A 16513-nucleotide genomic window follows, 5' to 3' on the forward strand; every position below is an offset into this window, starting at 1 on the left:
GGCCACATGACATGACCGTTAACATCATGTTAAGTTCAGGAGACAGGGGGTGGGGAAAAACCCTCTGGACCGCAATCTTTTCATCGACATACCGGGGAACCCATGAATCCGAACGACCCGCGCCGCCTGCGGCGCCTCCCGCTCACCAGCGCCATCATCGCCGGCCTCCTGTTCTCTGGCGCCGCCCTCGCGCAGGACGCCGCCGGCGACGACCAGAAGCCGCAGCCCGCCGCCCGGCAGGATGGCGAGGCCCAGCAGACCCTCGACAAGATCGAAGTCGTCGGCAGCCGCATCAAGCGCGCCGAAGTCGAAGGCCCGTCGCCGGTGACGGTGATCAGCGCCGCCCAGATCGAAAAGGAAGGCTTCAACACTGTCTTCGACGCGCTGCAGACGCTCAGCCAGAACACCGGTTTCGGCCAGAACGACTTCAACGCCGCGGGCGGCTTCACGCCGAACGCCAGCGTGATCAACCTGCGCGGCCTCGGCCCGGGCTTCACGCTGCTGCTCATCAACGGTCGCCGCGCGAACGACTATCCGTTCCCGTACAACGGCCGCAGCAACTTCCAGAACTTCAACAGCATTCCGGCCGCCGCGGTCGAGCGCATCGAAATCCTCGCCGGCGGCGCTTCCGCCATCTACGGTTCCGACGCCGTCGCGGGCGTGGTGAACGTGATCCTGAAGCGGAATTTCGAAGGCAACCTGCTGAAGCTCAAGGGCCAGACCAGCACCCAGGGCGGCCGCGACATCGGCGACCTGCAGTGGGTCGGCGGCAAGACCGGCGACAACTGGAGCGTGGTCTACGCCCTCGAGTCCTTCAACGCCGAACCGCTGTGGGGCTATCAGCGCGACTTCATGGATTCGGCCGAGGACAATCCGGCGCCTCCGGGCGTGAACGGCACCCCGGGCCTGGGCGGCTACCAGCCGCCGATCGGCATCCAGATCCGTCGCCTGAGTTCTTCGGGTGGCACCTTGGGCTACGTGCAGCCGGCCGGCCGCACCTGCAGCGGCAGCAGCTTCTACCGCCCGCATACCTACACCAGCACCGTGACCGGCGCGACGCTGGGCCCGGGCTGCGGCTATGACCGTTACCCCGCCGAGCAGACCGTGCTCAACGGCAACAACGACCTGTCGGGCTACGTCTACGGCAACTACCAGTTCAACGACAATCTGGAAGCCTGGGCGACCGCGATGGTGTTCCATTCGCGCTCGCGCCTGAGCGGCGGCGTCGAGCAGTGGTTCGGCGGTCCGCAGCCGAACGCCTCGTTCTACGACCCCAACCTCGGCCTGCGCATCCTGCCGATCCGCGCGCTGACGCCCGAAAGCTACGGCGGCAGCGAAGGCACGTTCCAGAAATTCGAGGAGAACTCGTACGATCTGGGGTTCGGCCTGCGCGGCACCATCGCCGACCGCTTCGATTGGGAGTGGACCATCGGCGGTGCCAAGTACGACGCCAAGCGCGAGCGTCCGCGCCTGACCGTCAGCGGTGCGACGGCCTACTTCCTCGGTTCGCGCCTGGGGACCACCAGTGGTATCCCCGGCGTGCCCAACGGCCTGCCGATCTACCGCCTGAACCTCGACCGTTTCTACGGCCCGATCTCGGCCGCCGACTACGCGTCGATGTCGACGATGGTCAAGTACCACGGCACCTCGGACAACGCCGCGACCAGCTTCGTGCTGACCGGCGACCTGTTCGAACTGCCGGCCGGCCCCGTGGGCTTCGCGGCCGTGCTGGAAGCCAGCCGCCAGTCCTATGACCTCAAGGCCGACGCCCGGATCTTCCCGTCGGTGCGCGAGATCTACAATCTCACCGGCACCGGCGGCGGCGGCAAGCGCTCGAAGTACGCGGCCGGCGCGGAACTGCGCGTCCCCGTGATCAGCTCGCTGGAACTGAGCCTCGCCGCGCGTTACGACCGCTACGACGACATCACCGACGTGAACGGCGCCGCGACGTGGGCTGCGGGCTTCGAGTACCGTCCGGTCGAGGGTCTGCTGATCCGCGGCAACTACGCCACGAGCTTCAAGGCGCCGGACATGCACTACATCTTCTCCGAGCGCAGCGGCAGCTTCGGTGCGATCACGGACTACTACCGCTGTTTCCAGGCCAGCATCCCGGCGGGTGTCTGCTCGGGCGCCGGTGCCACCTACAACTACTCGGCGTTCACCACGTCCGAAGGCCAGCCCGGCCTGCGCGAGCAGACCGGCAAGTCGTGGACGGCCGGCGTGGTGTGGGACATCACCGATTCGCTGTCGGTGTCGGCGGACTACTACAGCATCCAGTTGGAGGACGTGGTGACGGTGCAGTCCGGCACGTCGATCCTCAACGCGGAATACGGCTGCCTGTCGGGCACCGGCAAGTACCCGAACGGTTCGAACTTCCCGTTCGCTCCGGGCTCCGCGTTCTGTGCCGAGACGCTCTCGCGCATCTCGCGTGATCCGAACACCAACGCGATCACCGAAATCCGCAGCGGGCCGATCAACCTCGCTGAGCAAGGCACCAAGGGCATCGACGCCACGGTGAACTACCGCCTCGATACCGAGCGTTTCGGCAAGTTCACGACCTCGCTCAACTGGTCGCACACGCTGGAGCAGACCCAGCGCGCGTCCGTGGGTGATCCGCTGATCAGCTACCGCGACCTCAACTCGACCAGCGACTACCGCAGCCGAGTCCGCTGGTCGACCAACTGGTCGAAGGGCGACTGGGACGCCACGGTGTTCATGAACCGCACCGGCAGCTTCCCGATCTGGAACCCGAACAACACCAACTTCACCACCGGCCGCATCGGCAGCCGCACGGGTCCGAACATCACCTGGAACATGACGGTGGGCAAGAAGATCACGGACAAGCTCTACGTCCGCGGCAACATCAACAACATCTTCGACCACATCCACCCGAACGACGGCACGTTCAATTCCTATCCGTACTTCTGGCAGGACTACAGCCCGGTCGGTCGCGAGATCGGCCTGGAACTGAGCTACAAGATCAACTGATCCCGCACTGCCACGCGTCACTGGAAGAGCCCGGCATCCGCCGGGCTCTTTCCTTTCCGGGCATTCACCTTGCCCAATCGACCCGAAATCAGGCCGGACCGCCGCTTCCCACCCCCGCCGGATACGGTATAAAGAACCGCTCCGGCCCGGGCGCCGCGCCCGGTTCCGCCGACGCAAGACACGACAACGAGATCCAACGCCCTGGGAGGGGAACCATGCGCATCAAATCCATCCTCATGCCGCTCGCGCTGACGCTGCTCGCCGCGTCCTTCACGGCGTCGGCGGAATCGCCGTCGCCGATCGGCCGCTGGAAGACGCTCGACGACGAGACCGGCAAGCCGATGACGATCTCCGAGATCTACAAGACCCAGAACGGCACGCTCGCGGCGAAGATCGTCGAGAACCTCGGCCTGCCGCCGACCTGCGCCGACTGCAGCGGCTCGTACAAGGGCAAGCCGATCGTCGGCATCGTCACCCTGTGGAACCTGAAGCCGATCGCCGGCGGCTGGGGCGGCGGCAACGGCTACAAGCCTTCCGAGGACCGCAGCTTCAAGGTCAAGTCGGTCAAGCTCAGCGCCGACGGCAACAAGCTGGAAGTCACCGGCTGCGTGATGGTGTTCTGCAAGACGGGGACCTGGGTCCGCGTCCCCTGATCGGCTGCACACGCACCGCATCGATCGACACGGCCCGGCCGCGCAGGCGTCCGGGCCGTTTCCTTGCCTGTCTCCGGAACCCGTCCCATGCCCCGCATCGCCCGCATCCTCGTCGCCGTCGCCGTCGCCGTCGCCGTCGCCTTCGCCTGCCTGCTGCCCGCGCTCGCCTTCGCCCAGTCGTCGCCGCTCGGCCGCTGGCGCAGCATCGACGACGCCACCGGCAAGCCCAAGGCGGTGATCGAGATCGCCGACGCCGGCAACGGCACGCTGTCGGCCAGAATCGTGCGCATCCTCGACCTCAAGGACGGGCCGAACCCGGTCTGCAAGGCATGCAAGGGCCAGCGCCACAACCAGCCCATGGTCGGCATGACCATCGCCTGGGGGCTGAAGCCCGACGACGGCGTCTGGGGCGACGGCCACATCCTCGACCCGGAGAACGGCAAGGAGTATTCAGTGAAGATGACGCCGATCGACGGCGGCCGGAAACTGGAGGTCCGCGGTTTCCTCGGCTTCTCGCTGCTGGGCCGCACGCAGGTGTGGCAACGCGAGTGACCCGCGCCGGGGGCGGGGCGGCCGCGGGGGGCGTGCGATAATCGCCGACCGTTTCCCCCGGAGTGCGACCCGCCCATGTCTCCCGCGTCCGACCGACCGCAGGTGCTCGTCACCAACGCCCTGCCCTACGCCAACGGCCAGATCCACCTCGGCCATCTGGTGGGCTACATCCAGGCCGACATCTGGGTGCGCGCGCGTCGAATGTCCGGGGACACGGTGCACTTCGTCTGCGCCGACGACACCCACGGCACGCCGATCATGCTGGCGGCCGAAAAGGCCGGCGTCACGCCGGAAACCTTCATCGCCGACGTGCAGGTCGCCCACGAGCGCGACTTCGCCGCGTTCGGCGTCGCGTTCGACCATTTCGATTCGACGAACTCGGCCGGCAACCGCGCGATCACCGAGGCGATCTACCTGAAGCTGGAAGCCAACGGCCACATCGGCCGCAAGTCCGTGCAGCAGTTCTACGACCCGGCCAAGGGCATGTTCCTGCCCGATCGCTACGTGAAGGGCATCTGCCCGAACTGCAACAGCGCCGACCAGTACGGCGACAACTGCGAGGTCTGCGGCGCCACCTACGCGCCGACCGACCTCAAGGACCCGCGCTCGGTCATCAGCGGTGCCACGCCAGAGCTGCGCGCGTCGGAGCATTTCTTCTTCGAGCTGGGCCAGTTCCAGGACTTCCTGCGCGAGTGGCTGTCCGGCGACGTCGCCGTCTCCGGCGTGAAGGCCAAGCTGCAGGAATGGCTGGACGCCGAGGGCGGCCTGCGCCCGTGGGACATCTCGCGCGACGCGCCCTACTTCGGCTTCGAGATCCCCGGCCAGCCGGGCAAGTACTTCTACGTCTGGCTGGACGCGCCGATCGGCTACCTCAGCAGCTTCAAGGCGCTGTGCGACGCGAAGGGCCACGACTTCGACGCCTTCACCCGCGCCGGCAGCACCGCCGAGATGCACCACTTCATCGGCAAGGACATCGTCAACTTCCATGGCCTGTTCTGGCCGGCGGTACTGAAGGGCAGCGGCTTCCGCACGCCGACGAAGCTGCACGTCAACGGCTACCTGACCGTCGACGGCGCCAAGATGTCGAAGTCGCGCGGCACGTTCGTGATGGCGAAGACCTACCTCGACGCCGGCCTGCCGCCAGAGGCGCTGCGTTACTACTTCGCGACCAAGACCAGCGGCGGCGTCGACGATCTCGATCTCAACCTCGGCGATTTCGTCGCGCGCATCAACAGCGACGTCGTCGGCAAGTTCGTCAACATCGCCAGCCGCTGCGCGGGGTTCATCGCGAAGCAGTTCGACGGGCGTCTCGGCACCGCGCTCGAAGCCGGCCGCGGCGCGGAACTGTACGCAACGACACTCGCGCGCCGCGAGGCCATCGTCGACGCCTACGCCGCGAACAACGCCGCCGCGGCGCTGCGCACGATCATGGAAGCCTGCGACGAAGCCAACGCCTACGTCGCCGACAGCGCGCCGTGGGCGATCGCGAAGCAGACCGAGGTCGCCGGCAGCAGCGAACGCCTGCACGCCGTGTGCACGACCGCGCTCAACCTGTTCCGCCTGATCGCGACCTACCTCAAGCCGGTGCTGCCGAACATCGCGGCACAGGCCGAAGCCTTCCTCGCGTCGCCGGTCTCGCAGTGGTCGGACCTCGACGCGCCGCTGCTCAGTCACGCCATCCAGCCCTACACCCCGCTCTTCACCCGAATCGACCCGAAACAGATCGACGCCATGACCGAAGCCTCCAAGGAATCGCTGCAGCCCGCCGCCCCCGCCGCACCGGCGAAGAAGCCCGAAGCCGCCGCGGCCAAGCCCGCCGAAAAGTCCGTTGACCCGGCCAAAACCGACGCGCCGGCGTACATCGGCATCGACGATTTCGCGAAGCTCGATCTGCGCATCGGCAAGGTGCTGGCCTGCGAGTTCGTCGAGGGTTCGGACAAGCTGCTGCGCTTCGAGCTGGACGCCGGCGAACTCGGCAAGCGCCAGATCTTCTCCGGCATCCGCGGCAGCTACGGCGAGCCGGAGAAGCTCGTCGGCCGCAACGTGGTGTTCATCGCCAACCTCGCGCCGCGCAAGATGCGCTTCGGCCTGAGCGAGGGGATGATCCTCTCCGCCGGCTTCGACGGTGGCGCGCTCGCGCTGCTGGATGCCGATGCCGGCGCGCAGCCCGGCATGCCCGTCCGTTGATCGAGGAGATGCTCAGATGACGTCGATTCGCGTGCTGTCCGCCCTCGCCTGCCTCGCGCTCGCCGCCTGCGCGGGCACGTCGCACGACACGCCCGCGGCGCCTGCCGACGCGCCGCGCCCGATCGGCGGCGACCGCGATGCGCACGGCTGCCTGCCCGCCGCCGGCTACGCCTGGTGCGCGCGCGAGCAGCAGTGCGTGCGGCCGTGGGAGCTGGCGAAGGACAAGGGCTTCGACAACACGCCCGCCGGCTACGACGCCTGGTGCAACGCGAAGGACGCGCCGGCCACGCCGTGACCGTCGATCTCGTCGAACGCCTCGACCGGCTGTTGCCGCAGACGCAGTGCGGCCAGTGCGGCTTCGCCGGCTGCCGGCCCTACGCCGAGGCGATGGCGCGCGGCGAGGCGGACATCGACCGCTGCCCGCCCGGCGGCGACGCCGGCGCCCGCGCGCTGGCGCGCGTGCTGGGCGTGCCCGCGCGCCCGTACGACCGCACGCGCGGCACGCACAAGCCGCCGCAGGTGGCGCTCGTGGTCGAGGACGACTGCATCGGCTGCACCAAATGCATCCAGGCCTGCCCGGTCGACGCCATCATCGGCGCGGCCAAGCACATGCACGTGGTGATCGAACCGCTGTGCACCGGCTGCGAGCTGTGCATCCCGGCCTGCCCGGTCGACTGCATCGTGCTGGTCGCGGCAACTGTCGCGGCGACGGACACCGCGTCGGCGTGAGTTACCGCGCGCTCGATCCGCAGGCGATCATCGCCACCGCCGCGCGGCTCAGCGCCCGCATCCGCGAACGTTTCCCCGAATCCGGGCTGTCGAAGGTCGCCGGCGAAGTGCTGGCGGTGGCCGAGGAAACCAGCGCGAAGATCGAGGCGATCCGCCGGCCGCGCCCCGCGCAGCGGCTGTGGATCTGGGCCGTGCTCGCGCTCGGCGCGGCGATGCTGGTCGCAATGGTCGTCACGATGCCGGCCACGTCGTCGCGACTCGAGCTGTTCCCGCTGCTGCAGATCGTCGAGTCGGCGGTGAACGACGTCGTGTTCCTCGGCATCGCCGTGGTGTTCCTGTTCTCGCTGGAGGCACGCAAGCAGCGCGCTGCGGCCCTGCGCGCGCTGCACCAGCTGCGCAGCCTGGCGCACGTGATCGACATGCACCAGTTGACCAAGGATCCGGAACATCTTCTTTCGCCCGAGGCCGCGACGGCCTCGTCGCCGCGGCACGACCTCGACGCCTTCGGGCTGTCGCGCTACCTCGACTACTGCAGCGAACTGCTGTCGATCCTCAGCAAGATCGCCGCGCTGTATGCGCAGGATCTCGACGACAGCGAGGTGCTCGCCGCGGTCAACGACATCCAGGGCCTGGCCACCGGACTGTCGTCGAAGATCTGGCAGAAGATCGTCATCCTCGACAACCTGCGCGAACGCAGCGGTCGCGGCTGAGCCGCGACCGCCGCCGCAGCACGGTCAGCGCCTCACTTCGCCGACAGGTCGGTGCAGGCCGAGCAGATGCGCTCGACCTTGTAGCCCTTCGCGCGCAGTTTCTCGACGACGCCGTCGCTGCCGAGCAGGTGCAGACTGCCGACCACCACCAGCGTGTCCTTGCCGTGCGCGTCATCGAGCATGCGCTGGAGCTTCGGCACCCAGGCGTCGTTGCGCGCGACGTTAATGCGCTTGTAGAGCGCCGGGTACTTCGCGCGCATGTCCGCCGCCATACCGTTCCACAGCGCCTTGGCATCGCCGCGGCGCCAGTCGGCGTGCAGCGTCTCGATCTCCTTGCGCGCGCCTTCGGCATCACCCAGCGATTCCTGCAGGAACTGCACCTGCTGGTCGGGTTCCATGCCGTCGAACAGCGCGATCTGGTCGCTGCCCAGCTCCAGCCCCGTCGCCGGCTTCGACGCGCCGGCCGCGCGCTGGATCATGCGCATGTCGAGGCCGTTGGCGGGATCGAGCCCGAACTTGCCCATCTCGGTGAGCGACACGATCATGCCGGCGAACCACGGCTCGAACATCTGCAGCGCCGGGCCGGGGATGCCGCTCTTCATCAGCGCGTCGCCGTTCGCGGCCACCCAGGCATCGAACTGCTTCGCGGTTTCCGGCGGCAGCGTGTCACCCAGCCGCTTGCCGTCGGTACGCAGCGCCGCCTTGGCCATCGCCATGCCGAGCTGCGGCGAGGTCATTTCCTCCGGCGCGATCTCGAACGCCAGCGCCTCGGCGTCGTCGAACGCAGTGTCGATGTCCTTCGACAGCGGGTAGTCGTCGGCCTTCAGCACGTGGAACGAGCCGAGCAGGTAGATCGTGTTGTCCGCGTCGGACACCTTCCACAGCAGCGGCACCGGCGGCGTGGCCGTCGACGCGGACGCGGACGCGGCGGCCGGCTTGCCGGCGGCGCCGGCGAGCGCCGGCAGCAGCGCCACGGCGAGCAGCGCGGGCGCGAAGGTGCGGATCATTCGGGACGACGGGAACAGGCGCATGGAAATCCTTGTGCGGGAGGGGGCATCGCCGGGGGACGGTGCGATCGGAGGAGTGGTCACTGGCGCGGGCCGCCGTAGCGCTTCTCGCCGGCGGTGATCGACAGGTCGATCCGGTTCTGGTTCGGCGGCAGCGCGCAGGTCGAGAACAGCGTGAAGGCCGCGGGCGGGTTGTAGGCGCGGTTGAAGTCGATCACCACCTGGCCGCTGGTGTCGGGACGCAGCACGTCGATGCGCCGCCCCTGGCCGTAAGTCTCGTGACCGCTGGTGTTGTCGGCGAAGATCACCGACAGCGTCTCGTCGCCTTCGTCGATCGTCTCGAGCTGGAAGGTGCGGCCGTCGCGCTGGAATTCGAGCGCGCCGGGGTTCGGCAGCGTCTCGGTCATGCCGGCCATGTCGACCACGTCCAGCGTGGTGCCGGCCGGATGCGGAATGAACTTCGCCGTGATCCGCCAGTCGCGCTGCGGCGGCCAGTACTCGAGCCCCTTGAACTGCGTGCGGGTGAGCGCGTCGGCGTGCTTGATCCGCAGCGCGAGGTTGCCGGCGCGATCGATCACCGTCATCTGGCCACGGCCGTCGTCGAAGCCGATCACGCTGGCCGGACCGTCGCGATCGGTGCGCAGCTCCACCCGCGAGGCGGTCAGCGGCTGGCCGTCGAGCGTGAGCACCAGACCGCGTTCGGGCGTGAACGTCACCGCCCCGTTGTTGCGGGTGACCATGCCCAGCGCCACGGGGCCTGCCGCAAGGCGGATGCCGCTGCGCTCGCCGCTGCCGATGTAGTGCGACTTCAGCGTGAGCCAGTGCAGGCCGACCAGCGTGGTCCAGCCATCGGGCGTGATCAGCGCCTCGCGGCGCTGCGTGCGCCACAGCTGTTCGCCGGCGATGTACTGCTGCTCCTCGGCGCTGGGCGCGGCGGCCTTCTGGCCGGCCTTGTCGCCGCAGCCGGCGAGCGCGACGAGCAGCAGCGTCGCGACGACGACGGCCTGCATCGGCCGGAACGGAACGCGGGATGCGGGGAATGGCATGGCAGTGCTCGCGGACATCGTGTGGCGCCCTCCGTTGGCGCAGGATGTGGTGGACAGCGATGCGATGGACATCGTCATCGTCGGCGCAGCGCTCAGTGTGCGCCGCCGGGATATTTCTTCTCGCCGGCGGTCACCGCGAGGTCCAGGCGGTTCGACGGCGGCGGCAGCGGACAGGTCGCGAACGCGGTGAACGCACACGGCGGGTTGTAGGCGCGGTTGAAGTCGAGCACGTAGCGGCCCTGCGCATCCGGGCCCTGCGGGTCGATGAAGCGCCCGGCGCCGTAGCTTTCGCGACCATTGGTGCGATCGGCGAACACGCCCGACAGCTCGGACAGCTTCTCGCCGGTCACTTCCATGCGGAAGGTCTTGCCGTCGCGCGTGAACACCAGCGCACCGGGGTTCGGCACCTGATTGCGATCGCCGATCACGTTGACGATCTCGATCGTGGTGCCCACCGGGTGGGGCTCGAACGTCGCCTCGACGCGCCACGACGGATCGACCGGCCAGTACGCCTGCGGCACCACGGCCTTCAGCGCCGGGGCGTCCTGGTGACGTTCGCGCAGGCCGTAGCGGCCCGAGCGCTCGATCACCCACAGCGTGCCCTTGCCGCCGTCGTAGGACAGACGCGTCGGTGCGCCGGACTTGTCGTCCTGCAACGCGATGCGACCGACGACCGGCTTGCCGTCCACGGTCACGTCGACCGCCGGGGCCGGCGTGAAATGCAGTTGCTTGCCGTCCAGGTTCACGATGCCCAGACGGGCCGGCCCCAGCGCGAGACGCAGGTCCTGGCCTTCGGCGCTGCCGACGGTGCGGGTCTGCGGCGTCACCCAGTGCAGGCCGACCACGGTCAACCAACTGTTTTCGGGATCGCGCAGCGCGGCGTCCTGTTCGCGCCGCCACGCGTCTTCGCCAGCGGCATAGTCGGCCGGGACCGATGCGGCTGCGGCAGGCGTCGGCGCGGGCGCCGTCGAGGCCGCGGGCGGCGCCGGCGCGCGGTCGCAGCCGGTCATCGCGATCAGGCCCGCCAGCATCGCGCCGGCCACGTGTTTGATCTTCATCAGCGTCCTCTCAGGAACCAGCGATCGATCTCGCCCAAGGTGAAGGCCGCCCAGGTCGGACGGCCATGATTGCATTGTCCGGAACGCTCGGTGGCTTCCATCTCGCGCAGCAGTGCGTTCATCTCCGGCAGCGTGAGTCGGCGGTTGGCGCGCACCGCGCCGTGGCAGGCCATCGTCGCCAGCAGTTCGTCGCGCGCACCGGCGACGCGGCGCGAGGCGCCGTGTTCGACCAGATCGGCGACCACGTCGCGCAGCAGCGCCTCGATGTCGCCGTCGGCCAGCAGTGCCGGCACGCCGCGCAGCGTCAGCGTCTGCGGGCCGCTGCGGGTGACTTCGAAGCCCAGCGACGCCAGCGTCTCCGCCTCGCGCTCCGCGGCCTCGGCCTCGCGCTCGGACACCGCCAGCGTCTGCGGCACCAGCAGCGGCTGCACGCGCACGCCGACGCCGTCGTGCGCGGCCTTCAGCTTCTCGTAGCCGATGCGCTCGTGCGCAGCATGCATGTCGACCACGACCAGGCCGTCCGCGGTCTCGCTGAGGATATAGATGCCGTGCAGTTGCGCGACCGCGTAGCCCAGCGGCGGCACTTCGCCGTCGGCAGTGTCCGGCAGCGGCCGCACCGCGGGCTGCGGCGAGGACGACGGCGGCCCGGCGTACAGCGCCGCGTACGCCGCGCGGGCGTCGTCCACGCGCAGGCCGAGGCCGGTCTGCGGCATCGGCCGGTTCCAGGTCATCGGCGATGGCGCACCGGCATTCGGGTCGGCGGACGTCGACGGCGCCGCGCCGAACGTGGGCAGCGCTTCCGCCGGCATCGCGCCTGCCGATGCGCCGGCGCGGGTCTCGGCCAGCGCCGCCTGCAGCGTGCGGTAGACGAAATCGTGGATGGCGCGCGCATCGCGGAAGCGCACTTCGTGCTTGGCCGGATGCACGTTCACGTCGACCCGGCGCGGATCGACGTCGAGGAACAGCACGTACGCCGGCTGCCGGCCGTGGAACAGCACGTCGGCGTAGGCCTGCTTCACCGCATGCGCCACGCTGCGGTCGCGCACCGCACGGCCATTGACGAACAGGTACTGCTGGTCGGTGCCGGCGCGCGAATACGCCGGCTGCGCGATCCAGCCGCGCAGGCGGATCGCGCTGCGGCTGTCGGTGGACAGCGGTGCCTCGTGGTCGATCAGCAGCGCGTGCTTCAGGAATTCGTCGCCCAGCGTGTCGGCGAGGCGATCACCGCAGAACAGCGCATCGCCATCGCCCTTGTACCGGCGCAGCGGCTTGCCGTTGTGGCTCACGCGCAGCTCGACGTCGGGTCGCGCCAGCGCCAGCTGCCGCAGCCATTCCTCGATGTGACCCAGCTCGGTGCGCTCGGCGCGCAGGAACTTGCGTCGTGCCGGCACGTTGTAGAACAGATCGCGCACCTCGACGGTGGTGCCGGTCGGCTGCTGCTTCGGGATCGGGTCGCCGACCTTGCCGCCGTCGACGTTCAGCGCGGTGCCGCGCCCGTCGTCGGCGCGGCGCGAGGCGATCAGGAACCGGCTCACCGACGCGATCGACGGCAGCGCCTCGCCGCGGAAACCGAGCGTGGACACGCCTTCGAGATCGTCCAGCGACGCGATCTTGCTGGTCGCGTGCCGCTGCACCGCGAGCGCCAGTTCGTCCGGCGCGATGCCGCCGCCATCGTCGCGGATGCGGATCAGCCGCACGCCGCCTTCCTCCAGGTCGATGTCGATGCGACGCGCGCCGGCGTCGATCGCGTTCTCGACCAGTTCCTTCACCACCGACGCCGGGCGTTCGATGACCTCGCCGGCGGCGATCTGGTTGACGAGGGTGTCGGGCAGCGGGCGGATGGTCACGTCGGGCGCGGTCGCCGGGAGGCGTCGGGTGGGAGTCCCGGGATGATACCGGCCCGCCCGCGAAGGCGGACCGGGCGCATCGCGACGATCAGGGGCTGCCGCCGCCCGCGGTCAGGCCACCGGCACTGGCCACGACGGTGGCCTCGGACGCACGGGCACGGACCGCGTACAGCGTGCCCGGCGGCGGCTGCCGCGTGAAATACGTGTCCACGCCCTGCAGCACGGCCTTCGCGATCGTGCGCTGGTAGGCGGGATCGGTCAGGCGGCTCTCTTCGTCCGGGTTCGAGATGAACGCGGTCTCGACCAGCATCGCCGGCATGTCCGAGGTGCGCAGCACCGCGAAATTCGCGCGCTCGATCGCCGGCTTGTGGTTGTTGCCGATCGCCTTGAGCCCGGACAGCACGTGGCCGGCCGCGTCTTCGGACGCCTTCATCTGGCCGCTCTGGGTCAGGTCGATCAGCACCGACGCCAGCGTGTTGTCCGCGCGCGGCAGCACGCCGCCGCCGATCATGTCCGCGGCGTTTTCCTTGTCGGCCAGCCAGCGCGCGCGCTGCGAGGACGCACCGCGCAGCGACAGCACGAACACCGACGAGCCCTTGGCGGCGCGGTTCTCGGCCGCGTCGGCGTGGATCGAGATGAACATGTCGGCCTTCGCCTGCCGCGCGAGCTGGGTGCGGCGCGGCAGCGGCAGGAACACGTCGGTGTCGCGGGTGAGGTAGGCCTTCAGCCCCGGCGTGGCGTTGACCTGACGGGCCAGTTCGCGGGCGATGGCGAGGGTGACGTCCTTCTCGCGCTTGCCGGTCGGGCCGTGCGCACCCGGATCCTGACCGCCGTGGCCGGCGTCGATGGCGATGATCAGCGGCCGCGTGCCGGGGCGCAGGTCGCGCAGCGGCTTGCCGGGCGGCGGCAGCGGATCGGCGGCCGGCGCGGGCTTGTCGGCCGGCTTGTCGGCGGGCGGCGCAGCGGCGAGCGGCGGCGCCTGCACGGCCGGCGGCAGCGACGCGGAGGCTGGCGGAGTCGTCGGCATCGCCGGGCGCACGCCCGGGGCGGCCGGCGTCATCGGACGGTTGGTCGCGGGCGCGGTGTTCGTCGGCGACGCCGAGACCGGCGCGGACGCGACCGGGCCGGCGGGCGGGGATGCGCTCGGCGCCGACGGCTGCGGCGCGGAAGGCGTCGGTGCGCCCGGAACCGGCACCGTCGAAGCGGGTGCGGGCGGCGTCGCGGCGAGCTTGCCGTCGCCGGGCCACTCCAGCACCAGACGGACACTGCCGTCGCCGGCACGCTCGACGTGCGGCTTCAGCGGCACGACCGGCTGGGCGAGATCGAAGACGATGCGGGTGGTGCCCGGCGCGGGCTGGCCGCTGCGCACCGCGCGGATCACGCCGGCCGGCGCGGGCAGGCGCAGGCGGGCGGCCGTGGTGTCGGGCAGATCGACGACGAAGCGTTCGGGATTCGACAGCCGCAGCGTGCGATAGGCGGCGTCGGCGCGCAGGTGAAGCTCGGCACGGGTGCCGGTGGGGCCCTCGGTCACCTGCAACTGGCTGATTTCATTCGCGTGGGCAAGGTTCCAGCACAGGGCCGCCAGCAAGGCGAGGCCCAGGATGATCTGCTGAACAGTGATCCCCTTCACGCGCATGGGCGGTAGTCAACCACCAGCCCGGGGATTTTTCAAGCGGTTTTCCCTTGATAATCCGTGACCTGACGGAACTTCCTTTCGCTCAGGGTCAGGTTGGTGCGGCAAGCGACTGGTCGGTGGACAACCGTGCCAGCCATGCCGCCCCGGTCGGACCGGCCGGGGCGAGCGTCGCACGCCGCCCCTCGGCCTCCATCGCCAGCGCGATCCGCAGGTCGGCCGGCGGCAGCGCGTCCCCGCCCCGCTCCGGCCATTCGACCAGCCACAACGCTGCGTCGACGTCGTCCAGACCGAGGAATTCCAGCTCGGCACCGTCGCCGATGCGGTACAGGTCCAGATGCAGGGCCTCGCCGCCGCCCGCCAGCGGATAGCGCTCGACGAGCGTGTATGTCGGGCTGCGGATCGCCCCGGTCACGCCCAGCGCGCGCAACCAGGCGCGGGCCAGCGTGGATTTCCCGGCTCCGAGGTCGCCATGGAGCAGCACGACCGCCGGCCGCGGCGCGGTCTGCGCCAGCGCCCGGGCCAGACACTCGGTGGCGTCGGCATCGGGGAGGAAGAAACCGACCACATCGCTCACGCGGAGGCGCCCGGATTCGCCAGCCGGCGCAGGTGCGGGAACAGGTCCGACGGCAGCAGCCCGCGTTCGCCTCCCTCGCGCGCCGCTGCGTCGCCGGCCGCGGCATGCAGCAGCGCGCCGCAGACCGCGGCCTCCCGCGACGGCATCCCCTGCGCGATCAGGCCGGCGATCGTGCCGGTCAGCACGTCGCCCATGCCGCCCGCGGCCATGCCCGGGTTGCCGGCATCGATGATCACCGGCAGCGCGCCGGGCGCGGCGACGACGGTGCCGGCGCCCTTCCAGACCACCGCGCCGCCGGTGCGCTCTGCCAGCAGGCCCGCGGCAGCGACGCGATCGGCTTCGAGTTCGGACACCGTGCGCCCGAGCAGGCGCGCCGCCTCGCCCGGATGCGGCGTGAACACCGCCAGAGGATGCCCCGCCAGGCGTTCCGGCGTCGCCGCGAGCAGGTTGAGGGCATCGGCATCGACCACGGTCGGACGTCCCGCGGCGAGCGCGGCGTCGAGCAGCATCCGACCCCACGCCTCGTGCCCGAGCCCCGGGCCGACGGCGATCACCGTGCAGCGATCCAGCAGCGGCCACAGCGCGTCGGTGGTGTCGACGGCGCGCGCCATGGTTTCGGGCCGGCGCCCCAGCAGTACCGGCACGTGTTCGGCGCGGGTCGCCGCGCTCACCAGCCCGGCGCCGACGCGGTGCACGGCTTCGGCGCACAGCGCGATCGCGCCGCCGTAGCCGTGATCGCCGCCGATGCACAGCACCGTGCCGAAATGGCCCTTGTGCGCGTCGCGGGCGCGCGGCGCGAACCCGTGCGCGAGCGCCGGCGTCCGCGCGAGCAGCGCTGCGGGTTCGAGATCGTCGAACACGTGGTCGGCCAGTCCGAGCGGATCGATCACCACCTCGCCCGACGCGGCACGGCCGCGACCGGTGAACAGACCCGGCTTGCCGGCGATGAACGCCAGCGTGATCGTGGCGCGGACGGACAGGCCGTGGTCGTCGCCGGTGTCGGCATCGACGCCGGACGGCACGTCGAGGGCGAGGATCGGCGCGTCGTGGTTCAACGCGTGGACGAGGTCGGCGGCCGCGCCGTCCAGCGCGCGGTGCAGGCCGATGCCGAACAGCGCGTCGACCCAGACGTCGGCCGATGGCAGCGCGCCGTCGTGGCGGTACGTCGCCACCTCGCCGCCCGCCTGCACGTAAGCCTCGGCCGCGCGCTGCGCGGCGCCGGGCTTCACCGTGTCGTCCAGGCGCACCACGAACACGTGGCGGCCGGAGGCGCGGGCCAGTTCGGCCAGCACGTAGCCGTCGCCGCCGTTGTTGCCCGGTCCGCAGGCGACGCCGATGCGATGCGCCTGCGGCCAGCGCTCCAGCAGCAGGCGCCAGGCCGCGAGGCCGGCGCGCGCCATCAGGTCGTCCTCGTCGAGGTCGAAACGCGCCATCGCGACCTGCTCGGCGGTGCGGACCGCACCGCTGCGGTAGAGCCTCGGCAGATCGTGGAGCGGAAACGGGCGCATGCCGGGATTCTATACTCC

14 protein-coding genes are annotated in these 16513 nt (G+C 70.2%); 7 read left to right on the forward strand and 7 right to left on the reverse strand.

All coding sequences use genetic code 11. The features are described from left to right. The first annotated feature begins 102 nt into the window (after positions 1-102). The 7 genes from ACT53R_RS00655 to ACT53R_RS00685 all read left to right on the forward strand — a co-directional run bounded on the left by ACT53R_RS00655 (position 103) and on the right by ACT53R_RS00685 (position 7819). Positions 103-2988: a TonB-dependent receptor plug domain-containing protein gene (locus ACT53R_RS00655; protein ID WP_476169906.1), complete on the forward strand. Its 2886-nt coding sequence runs from the start codon at positions 103-105 to the stop codon at positions 2986-2988. Positions 2989-3203: 215 nt separating this feature from the next. After that, positions 3204-3641: a DUF2147 domain-containing protein gene (locus ACT53R_RS00660; protein WP_476169907.1), complete on the forward strand. Its 438-nt coding sequence runs from the start codon at positions 3204-3206 to the stop codon at positions 3639-3641. A gap of 96 nt (positions 3642-3737) precedes the next feature. Further along, positions 3738-4193: a DUF2147 domain-containing protein gene (locus ACT53R_RS00665; protein WP_476170300.1), complete on the forward strand. Its 456-nt coding sequence runs from the start codon at positions 3738-3740 to the stop codon at positions 4191-4193. A 75-nt stretch (positions 4194-4268) separates the two neighbouring features. Beyond that, positions 4269-6380 carry a methionine--tRNA ligase gene (gene metG / locus ACT53R_RS00670; protein WP_476169908.1) on the forward strand — a complete coding sequence of 704 codons (2112 nt, stop codon included), beginning with the start codon at positions 4269-4271 and terminating at the stop codon, positions 6378-6380. A 16-nt stretch (positions 6381-6396) separates the two neighbouring features. Beyond that, positions 6397-6675 carry a peptidase gene (locus tag ACT53R_RS00675; RefSeq protein ID WP_476169909.1) on the forward strand — a complete coding sequence of 93 codons (279 nt, stop codon included), beginning with the start codon at positions 6397-6399 and terminating at the stop codon, positions 6673-6675. Further along, entirely contained in the window at positions 6672-7109 is a 438-nt protein-coding gene (gene rnfB, locus ACT53R_RS00680) for an Rnf electron transport complex subunit RnfB (RefSeq protein ID WP_476169910.1), read from the forward strand. The genes ACT53R_RS00675 and rnfB overlap by 4 nt, the downstream gene beginning before the upstream one ends. Then, positions 7106-7819, forward strand: a complete 714-nt coding sequence (locus ACT53R_RS00685) for a hypothetical protein (RefSeq protein ID WP_476169911.1) — start codon at positions 7106-7108, stop codon at positions 7817-7819. The genes rnfB and ACT53R_RS00685 overlap by 4 nt, the downstream gene beginning before the upstream one ends. 32 nt (positions 7820-7851) lie before the next feature. On the opposite strand, the gene ACT53R_RS00690 is transcribed toward ACT53R_RS00685, so the two are convergent. The 7 genes from ACT53R_RS00690 to ACT53R_RS00720 all read right to left on the reverse strand — a co-directional run bounded on the left by ACT53R_RS00690 (position 7852) and on the right by ACT53R_RS00720 (position 16495). Beyond that, entirely contained in the window at positions 7852-8850 is a 999-nt protein-coding gene (locus ACT53R_RS00690; protein WP_476169912.1) for a TraB/GumN family protein, read from the reverse strand. Between the two features lie 56 nt (positions 8851-8906). Then, a complete protein-coding gene (locus ACT53R_RS00695) occupies positions 8907-9836 on the reverse strand; it encodes a DUF1684 domain-containing protein (protein ID WP_476170301.1) in 930 nt (309 codons plus the stop codon). Between the two features lie 128 nt (positions 9837-9964). Next, the gene (locus ACT53R_RS00700; RefSeq protein ID WP_476169913.1) at positions 9965-10930 is read right to left on the reverse strand and encodes a DUF1684 domain-containing protein; all 966 of its coding nucleotides are present in this window, start codon (positions 10928-10930) and stop codon (positions 9965-9967) included. Next, positions 10930-12777 carry a DNA mismatch repair endonuclease MutL gene (gene mutL, locus ACT53R_RS00705; RefSeq protein WP_476169914.1) on the reverse strand — a complete coding sequence of 616 codons (1848 nt, stop codon included), beginning with the start codon at positions 12775-12777 and terminating at the stop codon, positions 10930-10932. The genes ACT53R_RS00700 and mutL overlap by 1 nt, the downstream gene beginning before the upstream one ends. Before the next feature lie 88 nt (positions 12778-12865). Then, positions 12866-14413 (reverse strand): N-acetylmuramoyl-L-alanine amidase, encoded by a 1548-nt coding sequence (locus ACT53R_RS00710; RefSeq protein WP_476169915.1) that lies wholly within the window; start codon positions 14411-14413, stop codon positions 12866-12868. An 88-nt stretch (positions 14414-14501) separates the two neighbouring features. After that, positions 14502-14978, reverse strand: coding sequence for a tRNA (adenosine(37)-N6)-threonylcarbamoyltransferase complex ATPase subunit type 1 TsaE (gene tsaE, locus ACT53R_RS00715; protein ID WP_476170302.1), 477 nt, complete (start codon positions 14976-14978; stop codon positions 14502-14504). 5 nt (positions 14979-14983) lie between these two features. Continuing rightward, positions 14984-16495 (reverse strand): NAD(P)H-hydrate dehydratase, encoded by a 1512-nt coding sequence (locus ACT53R_RS00720; RefSeq protein WP_476169916.1) that lies wholly within the window; start codon positions 16493-16495, stop codon positions 14984-14986. Between the last annotated feature and the right edge of the window lie 18 nt (positions 16496-16513).

It is taken from the genome of Lysobacter sp. DMC104 (assembly GCF_056313665.1).

Coding starts and splice junctions, on each gene's coding strand:
- ACT53R_RS00655 (WP_476169906.1), top strand. CDS start 103: ATGAATCCGAACGACCCGCGCCGCCTGCGGCGCCTCCCGCTCACCAGC.
- ACT53R_RS00660 (WP_476169907.1), top strand. CDS start 3,204: ATGCGCATCAAATCCATCCTCATGCCGCTCGCGCTGACGCTGCTCGCC.
- metG (WP_476169908.1), top strand. CDS start 4,269: ATGTCTCCCGCGTCCGACCGACCGCAGGTGCTCGTCACCAACGCCCTG.
- ACT53R_RS00675 (WP_476169909.1), top strand. CDS start 6,397: ATGACGTCGATTCGCGTGCTGTCCGCCCTCGCCTGCCTCGCGCTCGCC.
- ACT53R_RS00690 (WP_476169912.1), bottom strand. CDS start 8,850: ATGCGCCTGTTCCCGTCGTCCCGAATGATCCGCACCTTCGCGCCCGCG.
- ACT53R_RS00695 (WP_476170301.1), bottom strand. CDS start 9,836: ATGCAGGCCGTCGTCGTCGCGACGCTGCTGCTCGTCGCGCTCGCCGGC.
- ACT53R_RS00700 (WP_476169913.1), bottom strand. CDS start 10,930: ATGAAGATCAAACACGTGGCCGGCGCGATGCTGGCGGGCCTGATCGCG.
- ACT53R_RS00710 (WP_476169915.1), bottom strand. CDS start 14,413: ATGCGCGTGAAGGGGATCACTGTTCAGCAGATCATCCTGGGCCTCGCC.
- ACT53R_RS00720 (WP_476169916.1), bottom strand. CDS start 16,495: ATGCGCCCGTTTCCGCTCCACGATCTGCCGAGGCTCTACCGCAGCGGT.